This window comes from Bythopirellula polymerisocia, assembly GCF_007860015.1.
GTDB classification, from domain to species: domain Bacteria; phylum Planctomycetota; class Planctomycetia; order Pirellulales; family Lacipirellulaceae; genus Bythopirellula; species Bythopirellula polymerisocia.
Window position 1 is genome coordinate 319,200 of sequence record NZ_SJPS01000004.1, and the last position, 18,674, is coordinate 337,873.

At 54.4% G+C, this 18,674-nt stretch carries 14 protein-coding genes; 7 read left to right on the forward strand and 7 right to left on the reverse strand.

Annotated elements, in window-relative coordinates:
• The first annotated feature begins 12 nt into the window (after positions 1-12).
• Positions 13-1,191, forward strand: coding sequence for a metallophosphoesterase (locus Pla144_RS14170; protein WP_146451336.1), 1,179 nt, complete (start codon positions 13-15; stop codon positions 1,189-1,191).
• Positions 1,192-1,212: 21 nt separating this feature from the next.
• Here Pla144_RS14170 and Pla144_RS14175 read toward each other — a convergent pair whose 3' ends face one another.
• The 4 genes from Pla144_RS14175 to Pla144_RS14190 form a co-directional block, all read right to left on the reverse strand.
• Positions 1,213-1,935, reverse strand: a complete 723-nt coding sequence (locus Pla144_RS14175) for a class I SAM-dependent methyltransferase (protein WP_146451337.1) — start codon at positions 1,933-1,935, stop codon at positions 1,213-1,215.
• 90 nt (positions 1,936-2,025) lie between these two features.
• Positions 2,026-4,062, reverse strand: a complete 2,037-nt coding sequence (locus Pla144_RS14180) for a VWA domain-containing protein (RefSeq protein WP_146451338.1) — start codon at positions 4,060-4,062, stop codon at positions 2,026-2,028.
• A gap of 6 nt (positions 4,063-4,068) precedes the next feature.
• Positions 4,069-4,962: a DUF58 domain-containing protein gene (locus Pla144_RS14185; RefSeq protein ID WP_231936369.1), complete on the reverse strand. Its 894-nt coding sequence runs from the start codon at positions 4,960-4,962 to the stop codon at positions 4,069-4,071.
• A 210-nt stretch (positions 4,963-5,172) separates the two neighbouring features.
• Entirely contained in the window at positions 5,173-6,189 is a 1,017-nt protein-coding gene (locus Pla144_RS14190; RefSeq protein WP_146451339.1) for an AAA family ATPase, read from the reverse strand.
• A gap of 220 nt (positions 6,190-6,409) precedes the next feature.
• Between Pla144_RS14190 and ispD the strand changes: the two genes are divergently transcribed.
• Positions 6,410-7,147 carry a 2-C-methyl-D-erythritol 4-phosphate cytidylyltransferase gene (ispD, locus tag Pla144_RS14195; protein WP_146451340.1) on the forward strand — a complete coding sequence of 246 codons (738 nt, stop codon included), beginning with the start codon at positions 6,410-6,412 and terminating at the stop codon, positions 7,145-7,147.
• Positions 7,148-7,239: 92 nt separating this feature from the next.
• Complete coding sequence (gene tyrS, locus Pla144_RS14200; RefSeq protein ID WP_146451341.1) at positions 7,240-8,532, forward strand: tyrosine--tRNA ligase; 1,293 nt, start codon at positions 7,240-7,242, stop codon at positions 8,530-8,532.
• A gap of 15 nt (positions 8,533-8,547) precedes the next feature.
• On the opposite strand, the gene Pla144_RS14205 is transcribed toward tyrS, so the two are convergent.
• Both Pla144_RS14205 and Pla144_RS14210 read right to left on the reverse strand, forming a co-directional pair.
• A complete protein-coding gene (locus Pla144_RS14205) occupies positions 8,548-9,183 on the reverse strand; it encodes a DM13 domain-containing protein (protein ID WP_146451342.1) in 636 nt (211 codons plus the stop codon).
• A 190-nt stretch (positions 9,184-9,373) separates the two neighbouring features.
• A complete protein-coding gene (locus Pla144_RS14210; RefSeq protein ID WP_231936371.1) occupies positions 9,374-10,444 on the reverse strand; it encodes a DUF1559 domain-containing protein in 1,071 nt (356 codons plus the stop codon).
• A 346-nt stretch (positions 10,445-10,790) separates the two neighbouring features.
• Between Pla144_RS14210 and uvrA the strand changes: the two genes are divergently transcribed.
• From uvrA to Pla144_RS14230, 4 genes are all read left to right on the forward strand, one after another.
• On the forward strand, positions 10,791-13,631 hold the full coding sequence (gene uvrA, locus Pla144_RS14215; protein WP_146451343.1) for an excinuclease ABC subunit UvrA: 2,841 nt from the start codon (positions 10,791-10,793) through the stop codon (positions 13,629-13,631).
• Positions 13,628-14,515 (forward strand): hypothetical protein, encoded by an 888-nt coding sequence (locus Pla144_RS14220; RefSeq protein WP_146451344.1) that lies wholly within the window; start codon positions 13,628-13,630, stop codon positions 14,513-14,515. The genes uvrA and Pla144_RS14220 overlap by 4 nt, the downstream gene beginning before the upstream one ends.
• Positions 14,516-14,524: 9 nt before the next feature.
• Entirely contained in the window at positions 14,525-15,565 is a 1,041-nt protein-coding gene (locus Pla144_RS14225) for a ThiF family adenylyltransferase (protein WP_197530684.1), read from the forward strand.
• Positions 15,566-15,814: 249 nt separating this feature from the next.
• A complete protein-coding gene (locus Pla144_RS14230; protein ID WP_146451345.1) occupies positions 15,815-16,732 on the forward strand; it encodes a serine/threonine-protein kinase in 918 nt (305 codons plus the stop codon).
• Positions 16,733-16,800: 68 nt separating this feature from the next.
• On the opposite strand, the gene Pla144_RS14235 is transcribed toward Pla144_RS14230, so the two are convergent.
• The gene (locus tag Pla144_RS14235; RefSeq protein WP_391580969.1) at positions 16,801-18,390 is read right to left on the reverse strand and encodes a sigma-70 family RNA polymerase sigma factor; all 1,590 of its coding nucleotides are present in this window, start codon (positions 18,388-18,390) and stop codon (positions 16,801-16,803) included.
• Positions 18,391-18,674: the final 284 nt, after the last annotated feature.

The window sequence follows — 18,674 nt, forward strand, 5'->3', positions numbered from 1 at the left end:
ACCGACTGAGTTATGCTTCCACTTGTGTTGATTGTCCTTGCACTGGGATCGCTCATTGGTCATGGATACTTCTGGGTAGCAATTGTAAACCGCCTGCATGGTTGGAATGGTCCGCGCCGACTGATCGATTTTCTTACGCTACTGTGTTGCATTGCTTTCATCTTGCTACCGCTAGTTGTGGTGGAAGAGTGGTGGACCCAGGGAGCGTCCTTTCTGTCGACAGGCAGTGATCATCCCGTCGAAACTGCAGGCGGTGTCTATCTTTTGCTTTGCTTCTTTATCGGGCTTGGCAATCTGCTTGCACTTGTCTTGGGATATCACCCAGAAGATGATCCGACAATCCTCGTTCACAAGCAGAGAGAATTTGTGACGCCGGAGAAACCCTTCGAACATCACCAATTCCTGGGGATATATCCAAGACTCCTTGGTGCAATTCCGCTGAATGAATCGCTCAAACTAGCCATCGATACCAAACGCCTCTCTATCCCTCGACTACCGGAGAAGCTCGCCGGCTTGCGAATCGCCCACATCAGTGATTTACATCTAACTGGTCGAATTGGCCCTGAATGGTTCAGTTTTGTTGCGAACGAGGTAAATGGCCTCTCAGCAGATGTTATCGCCATCACTGGTGATCTAATTGAGAACGAGGCCTGCCGGGGCTGGCTTAGGGAGAGTATGGGCCGATTGAAGGCACGCTACGGCGTATACTTTATCCTTGGCAATCATGATTTCTTTATCGATGGCAAGCGGACGGTTGCAGAACTTAGGGACGCGGGACTGATTTACGTGGGGTGCGATTGCCTTAGAACTCAGTGGAATGATACATCAGTAGCCGTCTCGGGAGACGAATATCCTTGGGCTGATGATCATCCTCCTGCGTCCGAGTCTCCAAGCTTCCGACTCTGCTTGATGCATACTCCTGACCAATTCGATTGGGCAGTCCAGACGGGGGTGGACTTGGCCTTAGCTGGGCACACACATGGGGGACAGGTATGCTTTCCCCTGCTAGGAGCGGTCGCGGCACCTAGCCTTTACGGCACGCGCTATGCTTGCGGCACATTTCGCAAAGGCGACACCGTGATGCACGTCACGCGCGGCATTAGCGGTGAAACCCCTTTGCGCTGGAACTGCCCTCCAGAGATCGCTGTGCTTGAGCTGGTAAGCGGAGGCACGAATCTGCCGAATTGCTAAGGTTCAAATCAAAAATTTTGATTACAGTTTTTCGAGTTCGACACAAATCCCACCGGCTCGCATAGCCTTGTGCATTTTCGTGAACCACAACTCTTGTCGACAAACAAGTCCCAGTTCTTCCCAAATCTGTGTGAGGATTTTTCGATTAAAAGTCTGACAATACCATAGACGGCTCGTCCATGCCCCCGCTAGGTTGTCCTCGGTGGCAAGCAGCAGCATGCGGCCCCCTTTGCGCATCACCCGGGCGATCTCGCTGAGACCTGGACGTGGGTCGGGCAGGTGCTCCAGCACATAGCCACATGTGACACCGTCAAACGACTCATCGGCAAATGGCAGTCGTTCCAGGTCAGCTGTGACCAATTCAGGTCGAGTACTCTTGAGACGCATACGAGCGCGCTGCAACATTTGACGTGACAGATCCGTACATACGATCTCCGAATCGGGGTCGGCATATTTGAGCAAGTGTTGTGCAATTTGGCCGGCACCGCTCCCCACATCAAGAATCGAGCGCATACCGCGAAGGTCGTACTTGCGAGTACGGAATAAACGTTCGCCGAGAGGGACGTGCAGAGAAAGCAGGCTGGCTGTCGAGAGGAGAGCCCCCTTTGGGCCGCCATAGACTCGTTGTACTTTGCGTCGATACTCGTCGCCACTCACGCGACGTATGAGATCATTCTCGATCAAGCGTTTAAGAGCAGCGCGGTTCTTCCGCTTGGCTGGTCGCTCATCAATTACTTTGTGCATTATCTTTCGGAAAAGGATCCGCCTTAAGTGGTGCGTTCCCAGCGAGGGATCATTCAATTCCGAGAGCAGATGCAACTCGTTACGAGTCCTTTAGATATACACTCGGCGATTATAGATATACCATTCCAGGACCAATACGAACAGGGCCAGCAACAGCAGGGGTTTCCACAATTCACGCCGAACTTCCGCTTGGGGTGATTGGGCAGCCACGTCCACGTATCCTATCGCCAAACCTTCGATGGTGTTCAGATTATCTTCCCCTGCTTGCCTAACGCGCAGGGCAATATCGCTTTCGCGTCGGTCGAACAAATTCACTGCGAATCGTTTGACCATACGCCCTCCCACGAGTATGTCGTAAATACCCAGTTGCTCGGTGTCTTGAAAGTTCAACCTGCCAGATTCGTCCACCGCGACATTTTGACGTGTCCCATCCGGCAACACGACCTCGACGTTTTCCTCGGTGGGGCTGAGTTTCAATTCCACCATTTTTTCAGGGCGGTTGACCAACTGAGAGTCTTCGGAATTTCCCGCGAAATGCTCCAGTGCGTTAAGCCAGAAACCGGGAAAACTATGTTTCCTCGGCCAATCCGTATTGAACGTGCGTTCTCCTGCCGCATTTGTGCCGACAATCTCAAACCCGATGACGACGTCTTCGTAATGATCTCGGGGGGCAACGGCGATGAGAGGGCCATCCGTTGAATCGACAAGTACTCGCCCCCCCAAGGGAGGCTGCACGATCACTGCGTCAGCGATTTGAATTCCTCCTAACTCCAACAGACTCAACAGCGGATGATTGCGTTCCCAGTCCACGATCTGGGGTCCAAAAACTTTTTCAGCAGTTTCTTCTTTGTTCCAATGTTTCCCCGGTGGTAGAGTGCCAATGAACAACGTATTCGCTTGGGGCATGATTTCGGGAGTGCATTGGTCGAAAATAATCAGATCGTAGTACTCTGTTTGACTCTGCCGTTTGAAATCGACACTTTCGAGGGCCGCAGGGGCGATCTTTTCCACTTTCGCCAGGCGCTGGGCACGCTCGGTCGTGAGGGCAGCTTCCAAGGACGCATTGCCAGGGGTAACCAAGAGAACTCGCGAATCGCGGCGATTCTCGAGAACGGCATAAGCCGTGTTGTCGAGCTTCAATCCGTCGACTGAATTCTTCCCTGGATCGATGACTGCTCGAAGTTCCCCCTCGGCTTCTTTGCTGAGATTGAACGTGGTCGAAGCGGATTCCCCAGCAGGAACCTTTACTTCTGCTGCGTCGACCAATTGATCATTCAGATAGAGTTCCACCACCGCCGAACGGTCAGAACTGCCAAAATTGGAGACTTGCACAAAAGCCTGCACGACTTCAGGTCGCTCCTCACCTTGGCGTGTGTTCAGGGCAGTGATCGCCAGATTCTCTGCCGTCAGGGATCCGATTGGCAAAAACATTGGTTGCAGATTACCAAGAGAAAAATCTTCTACGCCTGCAAACCGACCGTCGCTCAGGATAAACAACTCAATCTCCTGCTGATCGGTCACTTCATATTCCGCGTTTTCGTCTTCTATCGTCACTCTGCCAGGATTCGCAAATCCATCGGCAAGCCGCAAAGCTCCCGTGAGATCGGTCTGGGCAGAAGAAGGCAAAATGCGATCCAATGCATCGCGAAGTTGTCGGCGATTGTTGGTGAATTCTTGCACCACGTTGGGTTGCTCAGCAAACGATATGATCATTGCCGTCATGTCTGAGTCCATCTGATCGATCATGGCTCCGACTCGTTGCTTGGCGTCGACGAGTCTTGAGCGACCGTTCTCGCCATCGCCGGTCGACATGCTTGCCGAGTTATCTACCAGTAATATAAACTGTTGCCCTTGAAGAGTTTCTCCCCGCCATCCAGGTCGCAGGATTGCCAGTATGGCTAAGCACACGACCAGTAGTTGCAAAAACAGCAGCAAACTTTTTCGCAGCCGCTGCCACAGACTGTTCACATGCAGATCTTCGACCACACGGTGCCACAGATAAGTACTTGGCACCTCCAACGGTTGGCGCTTGAGCTTCAGGAAATAGAGCGCAAAGATCGCTGGCGGAATCATCCCCATGATGATCCATGCGGTGGGGCCCAACGAGTTGCGAAACAGACTGTCCATGATGCGTTATCGCACGAGTCCTCTGCGACGCAGATGTCTGGCGATCAGTTCCTCGACAGGTGTCTGGTTATTTGCTAGGAGGTAGTGCATGCCACGTTTGGCACAAAACTGTTGGGCCCCGCTGCAAAATGAATTGAGGGTTTGCTGATACTTTCTCAAGAGAGGAGTGCTGACGGTAATCTCCGCTTCGTCCTCGTCTTCGCAATCCACTAGCCGGAGGTCTCCTTTCACATCCGGCTCAATTTCGGCTTGCGAAAGCACCTGGATGACAAAGCAATCCATTTCGTGTGAGAGAAAATAGTTAAGGGCCGTCTCGTAGCCATCCTTGTCCATAAGATCGCTGATAAGAACGACTATTCCTCGACCCGGATTGCGGAGACAAAAGTTTTTCACACCTGCTGCAAGTTGCGTCCCACCGCGGGGCTCGATCGCTTCCACTTGTCGCAGCATTCGCCAGGCACTTGCGCGACCTCGATAGACGGGGTTTCGCTGAGAAACGGGTTGGTCCAAGGTCTCGATACGCACCCGGTCGGCCCGTATTAAACCGACGAATGCCAAAGACGCAGCGAGTTGCTTGGCGTATTCGAGTTTGCTCGGATCGCCAAAATCCATCGACAAGCTCGCATCGACCAAGGCATAGAAGTGCAAGTCTTCCTCTTCAAGAAATAGCTTGAGGATCAATTTGTCGAGTCGGGCATACAGATTCCAATCCAACATCCGCAGATCATCGCCGGCCACGTAATTTCGGAAGTCGGCGAACTCAACGCTTTGGCCCTTACGTTTGCTACGACGTTCCCCCTTCATGCGACCCCGAAATATCTTGCGGGTCACCAACTCCAGTCGCTCTAACTGAGCCAATAGCGACGGGGACAACAGTGAGGATTCGGTCGCTTTGCTCAATTTGGTTTCCAGCAGTCAGTATTCAAGAAAAGGATAATATCGATGTCATTCCGAGGGGAGTATCACGACCTGAGGAATCTGAGTGGAACAGTCAGTGCAGTTCCATTCCGAGTCATGGAACAACCCAGATTCCTCAAGTCGTGGAACTCCTGTCGGAATGACTTTGTGGTTACCTTAATCACAACGCAGCACCTCGAACTCCGCATTTCCTTATGCCACTTTAAAATCGTCCGCCTTCTCGGGCACTTTCTTGACAATTTCTGTTAGCACCTGGTCAGGCTCAATCCCTTCGGCAGCCGCCTCGAAATTCAGGATTACCCGGTGCCGCATGGCTGGCAGATACACCCGGCGAATATCGTCGAAGCTGACGTTGTAGCGCCCACTCAAGAGTGCTCGCACTTTCGCGGCGAGAGTGACCGTCTGCGCACCACGAGGACTACTTCCCCACCGCAAGTATTGATTCGTTGCCGGCTGGGCGAACGGGCCATTGGGGTGGGTGGCCAGCGTTAGCCTGACGATATAATCCTGCACATGCGGGGCGATGATTACTTCGCGCACGAGTTGTTGCCAGCGGAGGATCTCTGCGCCGTCCATCACCTTCTCTGGTTTCACCGTCACCCCTCGGGTCGTTCGATCGATAATCGCAGCCAATTCCTCCCGGTTGGAGTACCCAACCACGAGTTTAAAGAAAAAACGGTCGAGTTGGGCTTCGGGCAGGGGATAAGTCCCTTCCTGCTCTATGGGGTTCTGCGTGGCCATCACGAAGAACGGCAGCTTCATCGGGAATACTTTGCCTGCGATGCTAACCTTCTGCTCCTGCATGGTTTCGAGCATCGCCGATTGTGTTTTGGGAGTCGCACGATTGATTTCGTCGGCCAGGCAGATCTGCGTAAAGAGTGGGCCCTTTTGAAATTCAAACGATCGTTTGCCTTCAGGGGTCTCCATTACCATGTTTGTCCCCAAGATGTCAGCGGGCATCAAGTCGGGAGTAAACTGGATTCGCGAAAAGTCCAGATCCAGCGTCTCTGCCAAAGTTCGCACCAAGAGAGTCTTCCCTAAACCGGGAACCCCTTCGAGCAAGCAGTGGCCACCCACAAACAGGCATGTGAGCACCCCATGCAGAATGTCGCTGTGTCCCACAATCACACGGCCCAACTGTTCTTTGACAGCCTTGTATCGTTGTGCGAACTCTTCGGCATCTTTTTCTATGGATTTACCAACACTCATGTTTGCAGGTTCTCGCTGGATGAGGAAAGATTGCAGCTCAAGACTTGAGGCAGTCAGCAGGCATTTTGGTCCTATTTAGCCTACTCGCCCAGACTTTTCTTCGCTAGCGCCCGCTGAGACAATACCCCTGCATTCCGAATTGTGTTATTTTGCCCTATTCACATGTTCCGGAAGCTTAAGCATCCGGCTCGCCAACCATTAGCCACCAACCACTACCCAAATGTCAAACGTTGCCGTGATCATGCCTGCCGCGGGTGCCAGTCGGCGGTTTCATGACAAGAACTACAAGAAACCCTTTGCTCCGCTCGCTGGTCGGGCAGTGTGGCTGCACGCGGCGGAGAAGTTTCTTAATCGTTCTGACGTGAAGCAGGTAATCGTGGTGATTGCCGACAAGGACACGGAAGAATTCCAGCGAAAGTTTGGGGCGAATATCGCTATCTTGGGTATCGATGTTTGCCGTGGAGGCCAGGAGCGGGCCGACTCCGTGGAAAAAGGCCTCGCTAAAGTCAAACCGGACATCGATTTGATCGCCGTCCATGACGCTGCCAGACCTTGCCTGGCAGACAAGTGGATCGACGCCGTCTTCGAGGCGGCAGCGAAAGATGGTGCGGCAATTCTCGCCATACCAGAAACTGCGACCTTGAAACGAGTCAACCAAGGCAAGATTACCGAAACGGTCAACCGTGATGCGCTCTGGCAAGCACAAACACCACAAGTTTTTCGTCGAGACTGGCTCGTGGAGGCCTACGCTGCCCGCGACGGTAAGAATGCGACCGACGATGCGGCACTGATCGAGATGGCAGGTCATCCGGTAAGCATCGTCGAAGGCTCACCTATGAATCTGAAGATCACCACCCGCGATGACCTCAAGCTCGCCGAGCAGGTTCTCAAGATTCTCCCCAAACCGAAGCTAGACGGTTTCGCCAATCCCTTTGCCGGGGATGATATGTGGAGATAAGTTGATATCGGATCTCAGAATTCGGGATTCGAAATTGTTCTGGTTCGTACGTTTTATTGATTTCATTCCGCACTCCGCATTCCCAACCCGCAATGACATTATTCTCCGATCTTCGCTGGCGCGGCCTCATTCATCAAACCACCAATGACGAAGGCATTGATGCCTGGCTCGCCGAAAAGCAGCGCACCCTTTATGCTGGTTTCGATCCCACGGCCTCCAGCTTGCATGTCGGCAGTTTAATGGGGCTCTTGATGCTAAGGCGTTTTCAGCAGGCAGGGCATCGGCCGATTGCTGTTGTTGGTGGTGCGACGGGGATGATCGGCGACCCCAGCGGTAAGAGCGATGAACGGAATTTGCTTTCCAAGGAGCAACTCCAGGAAAACGTCGAGGGCCTCGGCAAGCAGATGGCCCGTTTTCTTGATTTCGACGACTCCAAGAATCCTGCTTTGTTAGTGAACAATTTCGACTGGACCGGCAACTGGACTTATCTCGATTTCCTTCGCGACATCGGTAAGAACTTCCCCGTCAACGTCATGCTCGCCAAAGACTCGGTAAAAAGTCGCTTAGGCCGAGGTGAAGATGCCGGTAGCGCCGGCATGAGCTACACCGAGTTCAGCTACATGTTGTTGCAAGCCTACGACTTCGTGCATCTGAGCAACGAGTACGGCTGCGAGCTTCAAGCCGGAGGCAGCGACCAATGGGGCAATATCACCGCCGGAATCGACTTGGCCCGCCGCATGCGCGGCACACAGCTCTATGGCTTGACCTGGCCACTGCTCACAAAGTCGGACGGCACCAAAATGGGGAAGACCGAGAGCGGCGCCGTCTGGCTCGATGCCGAGCGAACGAGTCCTTACCAGTTCTACCAATACTGGATCAACGTCGACGACGCGGACGCGGGTAACTGCCTCAGACTGCTTACCGAACTTTCCCAAGACGTGATCGAATTACTCGATATTGCTCGCGTTAACGATCCAGGCAAACGCGAAAGCCAACGCCGCCTCGCTGAGGAACTTACTCGATTGGTCCACGGCGAGGTGGCACTAGCAACCGCACAGAAGGCTACGGAAATCTTCTTCGGCGCCGAAATTGCCGACCTCTCCGACGCGCAGCTCACCGAAATCTTCGCCGACGTCCCCAGCAAATCCTTAAGCCGCTCGCGACTTGGGGATGGTACATTAACCATCGTCGATGCCCTCGTCGAGTCCGGCCTCTCCAAAACCAAAGGCGAAGCCCGCCGCACGGTAGAGCAGGGGGGTGCCTACATCAACAACCGCCGCATCGAGGGGATTGATGCACTGCTCAGTACTGAGTACCTAGCGAGCGAGAGCGTGATGGTGTTGCGGAGTGGGAAGAAAAAATATGCTCTGCTGCGATTTGAGTAGCAATCTCCAATTATGCTACTGCCGGCAATATGAAATCCACAACAACAGCATCATCGCGGCAATAAGCACCCCTGAGGGCTCAGGGACCGCAGTTAGATTTGGCAGTACATCGCCATATTGCGATTGCCAATCGGAGAGAGTTGCTCCGCTGGCTGCGCCTCGCTGCCAGATGAGGAAATCATGGCCGTCGACGTCGCCATCTTCGTCGAAATCGGCTGAGAGGCCAGGCGCTGCAGCAAATGAACCGGAGCCAAAACTTGCAGTCGCAGCGACACACCAGACGGAGATCGCATTCAAGCCTTCGAGAGTATTTCCAAGCGGGAGGTCGTAAACGAGTGGACTCTGCGTGCCGTCAAAAGTAGTTCCTTTTAACTGGGGGCCTATTGGGATTCCAGCGATGAATGAGGATTGAGTGTCGTCCATCCCCAAGTAGAAAAAAACGCTGATACCACCTCCATCATAGGTAAAGTTGTCGACTTGAATCGAGTCCTCGTCCAGAATCGTGACCATTCCAGAGACGCCGTGGGCGAGGGTGCTCAGTTGCGTTTGCCAGCCTATTTGCGGCGAAGTCAATTGCGCCCAGCAGTTAGTTGCTGTGAGAATCGTGCAAACGAAGAACGCAAAGGAAACAAGGAAGGAGGAAAATCGCATGATCTCTACACCTTTCGCCACGGAATCAGAGGAGCCTATGGCAGTATAGCCGTTCAATCGCAGAATTTCTTACAAAGATTTTGTGAGTTTTCCTCTCAAATGCCCAAATTCAGTTTGCCTGCTTCACGGGCTTCTTTTCGACATGCGCCTCTGTCAGGCGAACTTGGGTCGATGTCGTCCCGAAAGCTATTCATTTATCACTGGGGATAGCCTCGCCGCCTTCGCGGGTGGCCAGTGCGCGCCAGACAAAGAGATCGATATCGCCGTTGACTGTATCCACGGAACCGTCCATGCGGGAGGTATTCACTAAATTGCCGCTGTGATAGCTGCGTGAGGTGACGGCGGCATAAGTAACCTGCGTCTCAGCGAGATAACCGCCCGGATTCGCGGGGTCCCAGCCGACGGCGCGATGGTTGTTCCAGTCGACGTCGTATTCTGTGCCGCCATTGAAGCAGGTGACGCGTGTGTTAGGAGTAAAGGTCGCGGTGAATCCCGCTTGATGGACGCGGCCATCGATCCATTCAGTGTGCCCTGAGTCGGCCTTGAAATTGCCTCCGAGTGAACATATTTCATTTGTGGTCGAAGCGATTGTGGTTGTACCACTGTTGCCATCACGATAGTAAGGTTGCCAACCTCTGACTTCCGAGAGCATGAGGGTGTTGGAGAGACCATCGGTGAAATTGTTTGTCCCGAGTCCGGCATTGGGATAAAACGCTCCCTCTCCACCGCTCTGGTCACGGGGATCGTAGACTTTCCAAACTCCGCAATTGACTCCGTAATTCAGCAAATAATCCGTCGGCTCGCCGGAGGAACTGTCGACACGCTGTTCGTCGCGGACTTCATCGGGGCAAATGAATGCCGATACGCGCATTGACTTTAGCAGATTTCCATTGAGAAATACGTTGTGATAATCTTCAGTGAAGTTGATATTGTTTGCGATGCCATTCTGCTCGATGAAGGGCAAAATGCGGGCCTGGGCTGACCAACGGAATTGGTTGGGCCCGATGAACATGCTGGGGGGGAATTTCTTATTGGTTGACTCGTAGTTGTGCATCGCCAGGGCGACTTGCTTCATATGATTGGCGCAGGTCATTCGTCGGGCTGCTTCACGGGCCGCCTGGATCGCTGGGAGCAGCAGAGCGACCAGCACTCCGATGATGGCGATTACGACCAGCAATTCCACTAGGGTGAACGCCATTTTGGCACAGGCTTTAGCACGCTTGCTGGCTGCGTATTTAGAGGACTTGGAGGCAAAATCCATGGTATTTCAGATCCTATAACAAGAATGCGATGGTCAGCGAAGTTGTCGGTTTGTTATCGAGACTCAGTATCAGTAATGGAATAGACGCAATTATCCGTTTGAAAATTGCCTTGTCAAGGAGTCTTGGGCAAATTGATCTTCAATTCGATTCGATTCGTCTGGTGGCTGGATTCCTCGCGGAAAAGACTGGTTAGGCTCGATACAAAAGGGTCCTCGATCCTCTCTCGCCGGATAACGGTGGATTCGTAAAAAATTCTTTGGTGTTGGCATCAGTGCAACACTTGCCTCAGCCGCGTACAATCAAGGGTTTATCTAGAAACCGTGATCGCACGCTGGGCACACTCCTGTGACGAAATCCACCATTTCCCTGCGCGGCGTTGCCGTCAACAATCTGCAGAAGATCGACCTGGATCTGCCGCACCGGAAGCTGATCGCCTTTTGCGGAGTCAGCGGCAGCGGCAAGACGAGCCTGGCCCTCGACACCCTCTATGCCGAGGGGCAACGACGCTATATCGAGAGTTTCTCCACTTATACGCGGCAATTTCTGGAACAGCTCGACAAACCGACCGCGGAGAGCATCGAAGGAATCCCCCCTTCGATTGCCGTTACCCGCAAGAACGTCGGTCGCTCGAGTCGCGCTACAGTAGGAAGGGCCACCCAGATCAACGAACACCTGCAACTCTTATTGGCACGAATCGGGGAGGTGGTTTGCCACGGGTGTGGTCAAAAGGTAAGCCAGGACTCTGCCGAGTCAGCCGCCGAAAGACTCGGTCAATTACCCGACGGCACCCGACTGATGATCGGCTTCACTTCGCAGCGCGGCGGGGATCGTCCTGTTGAAGTTTGGATCGCTGATCTGATCGCACTCGGCTATCGGCGCGTCATCGTCGGGGACCGCTTCGCTGAACTCAGCCCCACGGTCGTGGATGAGCTTGTTGGCCAAGATGAGGTGGCGGTTGTTCTCGACAGAGTGGTATCCAATAACGAAGCAACCACTCGGCTGCGAGATTCACTCGAGGCGGCTCAGGAGGCAGGGTGTGGTAGTTCGCTGGTGTGGATCGATCCCAAAGGGATTGGCACGCAGTCACAGCTTAAAGGCGACCAAGTTGAGATCGATGGTCAGTCGTGGTTCCGCTGTCGATTTAGTCAGTTCTTTCGCTGCGAAGCATGCCATGTCGATTACCCAGCTCTGGAACCTCAGTTACTCAACTATAACAACCCGCTCGGTGCCTGTCCGGCGTGCGAAGGGTTTGGAAATGTGATAGGCATCGACATGGACCGCGTGGTGCCCGACAACGGCAAGTCTCTCCGCGAGGGAGCGATTGCACCTTGGAACACGCCGGCCTATGAGCATGAGTTACAGGAACTACTCGCACTCGCGAAACAATATGACCTACCGGTGGATGTTCCCTTTAAGGAGCTAACCCCCGAACATTTGACGATCATCCACAATGGTGTGCCGGAGTGTAAATTCGGAGGTCTCACCGGCTTCTTCAATTGGCTCGAACGCCGCAAGTACAAGATGCATCTGAGAGTGTATCTGAGCCGATGGCGGAGTTATTATCCCTGCAAGGCATGCGGCGGGGCACGACTCAATCCTTCGGCACTCGCTGTAAGGATCGGCGGCAAGAATGTCGCGGAAATCTATCACATGAAGATCCGCGATGCTCTCACTTGGTTAGCTGCGCTGGAACTTTCCAACTGGCAGCAACAGGTGGGACGGTTGCTGCTCGAACAAGTAATCAACCGACTAAAATACCTCGACCGAGTGGGTGTTGGACATCTGTCGTTGGAGCGAGCACTTCGGACGCTGAGTGCCGGTGAGGCACAGCGGGTGTCGCTCACCTCAGCCCTGGGCTCCAACTTGGTGGGGATGCTCTATGTGCTCGATGAACCCTGCATCGGTCTACATCCCGCCGATGTCCCCCAGCTTGTGGATGCAATCGAAGGTCTTCGCGACCGGGGAAATACGGTTGCTGTGATCGAACATGATGCCTCCGTATTGCGAGGTGCCGATCATGTTGTCGAAATGGGACCAGGAGCGGGAGAGTTTGGCGGACAAGTGGTTTTCCAAGGAACGCCTGCCGAGATGCTGGAATGTACGGACAGCCGAACTGGCGATTGGCTGTCCGGGCGGCGAACGTTGGGACACCGCGGTGCACCGCGCCCTACAGAAAATGGCGCGATTCGCCTTGAGGGGGCCCGCGGCAACAATTTACAAAATCTCTCAGTGGAGTTTCCCCTGGGTGTCATGTGTGTGGTGACTGGCGTGAGTGGTTCGGGCAAAAGCACTCTCGTACAGCAAACCTTATTTCCGGCAGTCGCCCAACGTCTCCGGATGGATGTTGAGACCCCGGCATCTTTCGACGAAATCCTGGGCGTCCATCAGATCGAAGATGCCGTGCTGATCGATCAAAGCCCGATCGGTCGGACTCCAAGATCAAATCCAATCACATACATCAAAGCGTTTGACACGATCCGCGCGCTCTTTGCCGACACCACCGAGGCCCAGGCTCATGGCTTCAAGGCGAGCCATTTCAGTTTCAATGTCGATGGTGGTCGCTGTGAAGCATGTCGTGGAGATGGGTTTTTGCAAATCGACATGAGGCTGATGGCCGACGTATATATGAAATGTCCCGAATGCCAGGGACGCCGTTTTCGGAATGAAGTGTTGGATGTGAAATACCGCGGGCTTAACATTGCCGAGGTACTTAGTTTGTCGGTACGCGAAGCCTTCGCTTTCTTCCGAGGCCACCGCAAGATTTTGGCCAACATGAAGTGCCTGATGGACGTGGGGCTTGATTACCTGCGGCTCGGCCAGCCAGCCAATACGCTCTCCGGCGGCGAAGCACAGCGATTGAAGATGGCGTCCTACATGTCGGCCAAGCGGCGCGGGCGAACCCTGTTCGTGCTCGACGAGCCGACTACCGGGCTCCACTCATCCGACGTGCTGCAACTCTTGGATTGCTTTGATTCGCTGATCGATCTTGGACATTCGCTAGTCGTGGTGGACCACAATCTGCTGATCATGCAAGCAGCGGATTGGATCGTAGACCTCGGGCCCGGTGCTGCTGACGATGGTGGCCGAGTGGTCGCTGTGGGAACGCCCGACCAGATCAGCGAGAATCCGAACTCGATTACCGGTAGTTTCCTGGCCGCACAATTAGCCGCGGAAGAAGTCCCATGATCGACAAGTTGAAGTTCCGAATCGGCAATTGCACACAGAACGATGCACGCATAACTATCGAGCCGCGGTTAGAGTCCGAGATAGTTGAGATGACCGGCTTAGTGCGCGGGCCGTTTTGTGACTGGTCTAAGACACTGACTGCCGATTTCCCATTGCGACCCGTGCGACAAACCGGCACTCAAGCCGTTTCAGTCGAAACCCTGGTGATGGAACCCTGTTATTGGACTCCGCACTTGCCATTCATGTACGACCTCCAATTGAATCTACAAATGGCGGATGGCCGATCAGAGTGTGTCACTTTGAGAACGGGCATGAAACGCTGGCATGGGGAAGGCCGCAACTTTCGGTTGGAACACAAACGACTCGTGCTCCGCGGGTTACGTTGCACTTCGCCAGATGAAAAGTTGCTGCAATTGGCTCGCAAGTGTGAGACGGCCCTCCTTGTCCGTAACCCAGATGCTACAGTCTGCGAATTGGCAAGCCGGCTGGGAGTTCCCTTGATCGCAGATTTGCGCGACGACACGCAACCTTGGCAAGACCGCTGCCGAAAATCTGATTGGTATCCCGCTGTGATGCTCGTCCTGTTGAGTGCGGAGCAATTGACCGAAGGCGCCGACGATCCACGATTGCCGCTGCATAGCCCCGTCGCAGCTTGTATCAGCGCAAAAAGCAGCGCAGAGGGCTGCTCAGTGATCCAAGCATCGGCACTGGCCGTGGAACTCTCCCCCGGCGAACGCCCTCCAGCTTGGCTCGCAAAGGTAGACGTACCAGTAATCGCAATATCCAACGGTCCCGAGTGTGACATTGAAGAGGCTCGCTCCCACTGCGATCGGTTGCAGGCCGCGTTGGCACCTCATTTCGATCTGGCAGGCTACATTGTGTAGACTGTGAACATGGAAGAAGCCGCTAACATCCCCGACCGCTACATTCGCCAAACCCGCTTCGCGCCGTTCGGAGTCGAGGGACAGCAGCGCCTCAGCAAAGCCCGCATGTTGATCTGTGGCTGTGGGGCACTTGGCTCCGTGGTGGCAGACCAACTGGTTCGCGCGGGAGTCGGTTATCTGCGGATCGTCGACCGTGATTTCGTTGAACTCGATAATCTACATCGGCAGGTTTTATTCTCCGAACAGGATGCTGCCGACCAACTACCCAAAGCTATTGCCGCTCATCGGCGACTTGGTCAGGTGAACTCACAAGTCGAGATCGACTCGGTGGTGGCAGACGTAGACGCGGCAAACATCCGGCAACTGGCTACTGACATGGATGTACTAGTAGATGGCACCGACAATTTCGAGACCCGCTATTTACTCAACGATCTGGCAGTCGAGCAAGGCTTGCCATGGGTATTCGCAGGTTGTGTGGGTGCCGAGGGGCAAACTATGGCGATCCTCCCCGGGCAGACGCCGTGCCTGAGTTGTTTCCTGCCCGAACCTCCTCCCGCCAGTAGTCAGCCGACATGCGAAACGGCTGGGGTGCTTGGTCCGCTGGTAGGTGTGATCGCCTCGCTCCAAGCGACGGAGGCTTTGAAGCTCGGCAGTGGAAATGCGGCGGCCGTGAATCCCTACCTCACAGTGCTAGACTTGTGGAATAACCAGTTACGCTCGATCAATATGGCCAAGAGTCGTCGCGCGGATTGCCCTACCTGCGGTGAGCGGAAGTTCCCCTGGCTCAAAGGGGAAAAGGGGGCCGCAGTTACCAGCTTGTGCGGCAGAAATTCCGTTCAGATTTCTCCCACTGCTGGGGAGTCAGTCGACCTCGCAGTGCTAGCAGAGCGGCTCGGTAGCATTGGCCGAGTAACGACCAACCCCTATCTGGTGCGACTAGCCGTGGGAGATTACTTGCTGACAGTGTTCGCCGACGGACGTACGATCGTCGGGGGCACTGACGACCCGGCCCTAGCCCGCACACTGCATGCAAAATACGTCGGCATCTGACGTTAAGAATCGCCATGCTTTGCCATTTTCGCGCGCGAGAGTGGAAACAATAGAATCTGCTGTGGATGGTGTTCGAGTGCCAGGCCTCAATCGGTCGATGGAAGGGGTAGACCCAAATACTGCGGCTACCACCCGTGAGCTTACGCTTGCATTGATTGGCAGTCTGCAGGACCCAAACGAACCAAGGACACCCCGCAAATCTCGTGTCCTAGGATTCGACCCTTTTTCTTAGCTAGACGACATCACAGCATGGCTACCGTAGAACGTACGTCTCGAGTTTCCACGAATTTTGCCGCCACTGGGAGCTCGGCCCCACAATCCGCGATTGGCCGCATGGGGCCCTGGCAGTTGGTCCAGCTGCTGAGCGAAAGCGAACTGGCGCGTGTCTATTCGGCCCGTCCTGCTGATGCGCCGTCGAGCCAGACCCCCCGCTACGTAGTGAAGGCACTGCGCAAGGAATGGTGGCGCGATCCGCAGACGATTGAAATGCAACGCCGCGCGGTGTTCGTCGGGAGCCAGATTTCGCATCCCCACCTCTTGCCAGTCCTGTCGGCCAACGTACAACATGCCCCTTTTTATTATGTCACCCCCAGAATCCCCGGCTGTACGCTGGCGGAAATTCTGAAGCATGGGACACGACTTCCCGTGCCGATGAGCCTGTGGATTGTACGCCAAGTGGCCGAAGCCCTTAGTGCACTGCACGAGTCGGCCAAGATGATCCACTCGGATGTGAAGCCAAGCAATATCATCGTTTCCCGCGAAGGGCATGCGACTCTCATCGACTTGGGGTTTGCCTTTGCGGCCTACGAAGCGCGGCACTGGTCCCTGAGGCCGGTAACCGGCACGCTAAACTACATCGCCCCCGAGGCCGTAACTTCCTGTCTGGCGGTCGATGAATCGAGTGATCTTTATAGTTTGGGAGTCACACTTTACGAGCTGATCGCCGGGCGGGTACCGTTTGCGGCTAAGTCTCCCGATGAATTGGTGCGGATGCACCGAGAAGCAAAGCCGACCTGCATCCGCGAAGTGCTTCCCCAATTGCCAAAGCCAGTGGCGTCTCTCGTCCACAGGCTCCTCTCCAAAGACCCGCTCCGCAGACCTGCGTCGGCGGCGGCAGTCGCGCAAGAGTTGCTGCGACTAGAGATTGATTGTTTTTCAATCGCTTGAAGATATCAAATGAGGATGCGCCGGCGGGAGGAAAACCGACGCATCCCCATAACACAGGGGGGACTGATTTAGGTGCTCTCCATCGGTGCCGGTTCAACACCGTCTAGAAAGCCAGTTAGTGAGCGGCAGCGATACGGCGACTGAAGTTTGCGAACCGCCTTCGATTCGATCTGGCGGACACGTTCGCGGGTAACCGAGAAAATCTTGCCCACCTCTTCGAGCGTATAGGTGTAGCCGTCGGCCAGGCCATATCGCAGGCGTAGGATTTCCCGTTCACGGTGCGAGAGGTCGGTCATCACTTCTTCGAGTTTCAGCTTGAGTGCTTCGAGGTTTGTGTCATAGAGTGGATCGTCGTCCCGCTGCTCTTCGAGAAATTCGCCGAAGTAGTTGTCTTCGTGATCTCCCACCGGCTGATCGAGCGACAAGGGATGCCGTGTCATCTTGTAGACACAACGGGCATCGTCGATGGAGATATTCGCCCGCTCGGCGATCTCTTCCGGGTTGGGTTCCCGACCAAATTCCTGGACGAACTCGGCTGTCACGATCCGAATCTTGCTCATCGTATCAATCATGTGGACGGGCAACCGGATCGTGCGACTCTGGTCGGCGATGGCTCGAGTGATCGCCTGACGAATCCACCAAGTGGCGTAGGTGGAAAACTTGTAACCCCGGGCATGTTCGAACTTATCGACCGCCCGCATGAGACCAGTGTTCCCTTCTTGGATCAGGTCCAAGAAGCTCATCCCACGATTGCGGTAGCGTTTGGCGATGGAAACAACCAATCGGAGGTTGGCTGCGGAAAGTTCCCGCTTGGCGGCATCATAAGCTTCTTTGCGGGCAGTCGTTTTGCGGACAAGACGGTGGAGCGTCCGAGGAGTTTCCAGCGAGATCTTCATCAAGTACTTCATTTCTTCGGTGAACTCACGTTGCAGGACCGCATGCAACAGTTCCTCGGGATGCTGAAGTTGCTGCTTGATTGAGGTCATCCGCTGGGAGATCTCTTGCAACTGCTCCCACAAGGGCATCAACTTCTGCAAGCGGATGTTCAGCTCCTCGACCAGTCGGACGGCCTTGTTGCGACGGATCACCAAGCGTCGCCAGGCTGCGTGTTTTTGTTGGTCGGTGGCGCGACGGCTGACGGCGGTCCGATAGTCGATCTGGTTTTGCGACAAGAGATGGCGGATCGTAACCAGGTTGGGTCCGATTCGTTTAAGGATTCGTTTCTTCTCGGATGTGTTGGTGACCGAGATTTCGATCGTGCGGTCGAGTCGCAGGTTGCCGTCGTACACTTTTTGTAGGAGATCGACCGCCCCATGAAGCATGAAGTCATTGCCCATCAGCGAGCGGCGAAACCGAGTACGAGTCGCTTCAATCCTTCGAGCTGAATAGACCTCACTATCGCGGTTGAGCATTGGGATTTCGCCCATCTGCATCAAGTACATCCGCACGGGGTCATCAATCGCACTTGTCTCGTCCCCCTCTGAATCGTCGGCAGAATCCGTGTCATCATCAATTTCAACATCATCGACATCTGATCCCTCTTCGTCTTTGAAGTCTCGTTCTTTTGCTGAGCGAGGCGATTTGCCGTTCTTACGAGCCGCTGTCTTGGAAGGGGATTTGAGCTTAGGGGTCGAACTCTTGCGGTTTTTCGTTGCCACGGCTGTGCCTCTTGAGTTGCCTGCGTTTGGAGTGAATCGCTGGCATGTGTGATTGCAGAGGACGTGCCGGGCTTCCCGAAAGAACTGGAAGGATTCTGTAACACCTTGTGTTGAAGGGACTTGCGTCGATTGACGGAAGTCGACGGGCTACCAGCTCAGAGATTTATGCTGCGAAAAACCAACGCCGAGTCAGCAGCGATGTTGTCCGGGGACAACAAGGATGTGAATCTGATATGTAAGGAAAAGAGACGAGGAGTGAGATAGAGGTATGTGGCGTGCCTCAT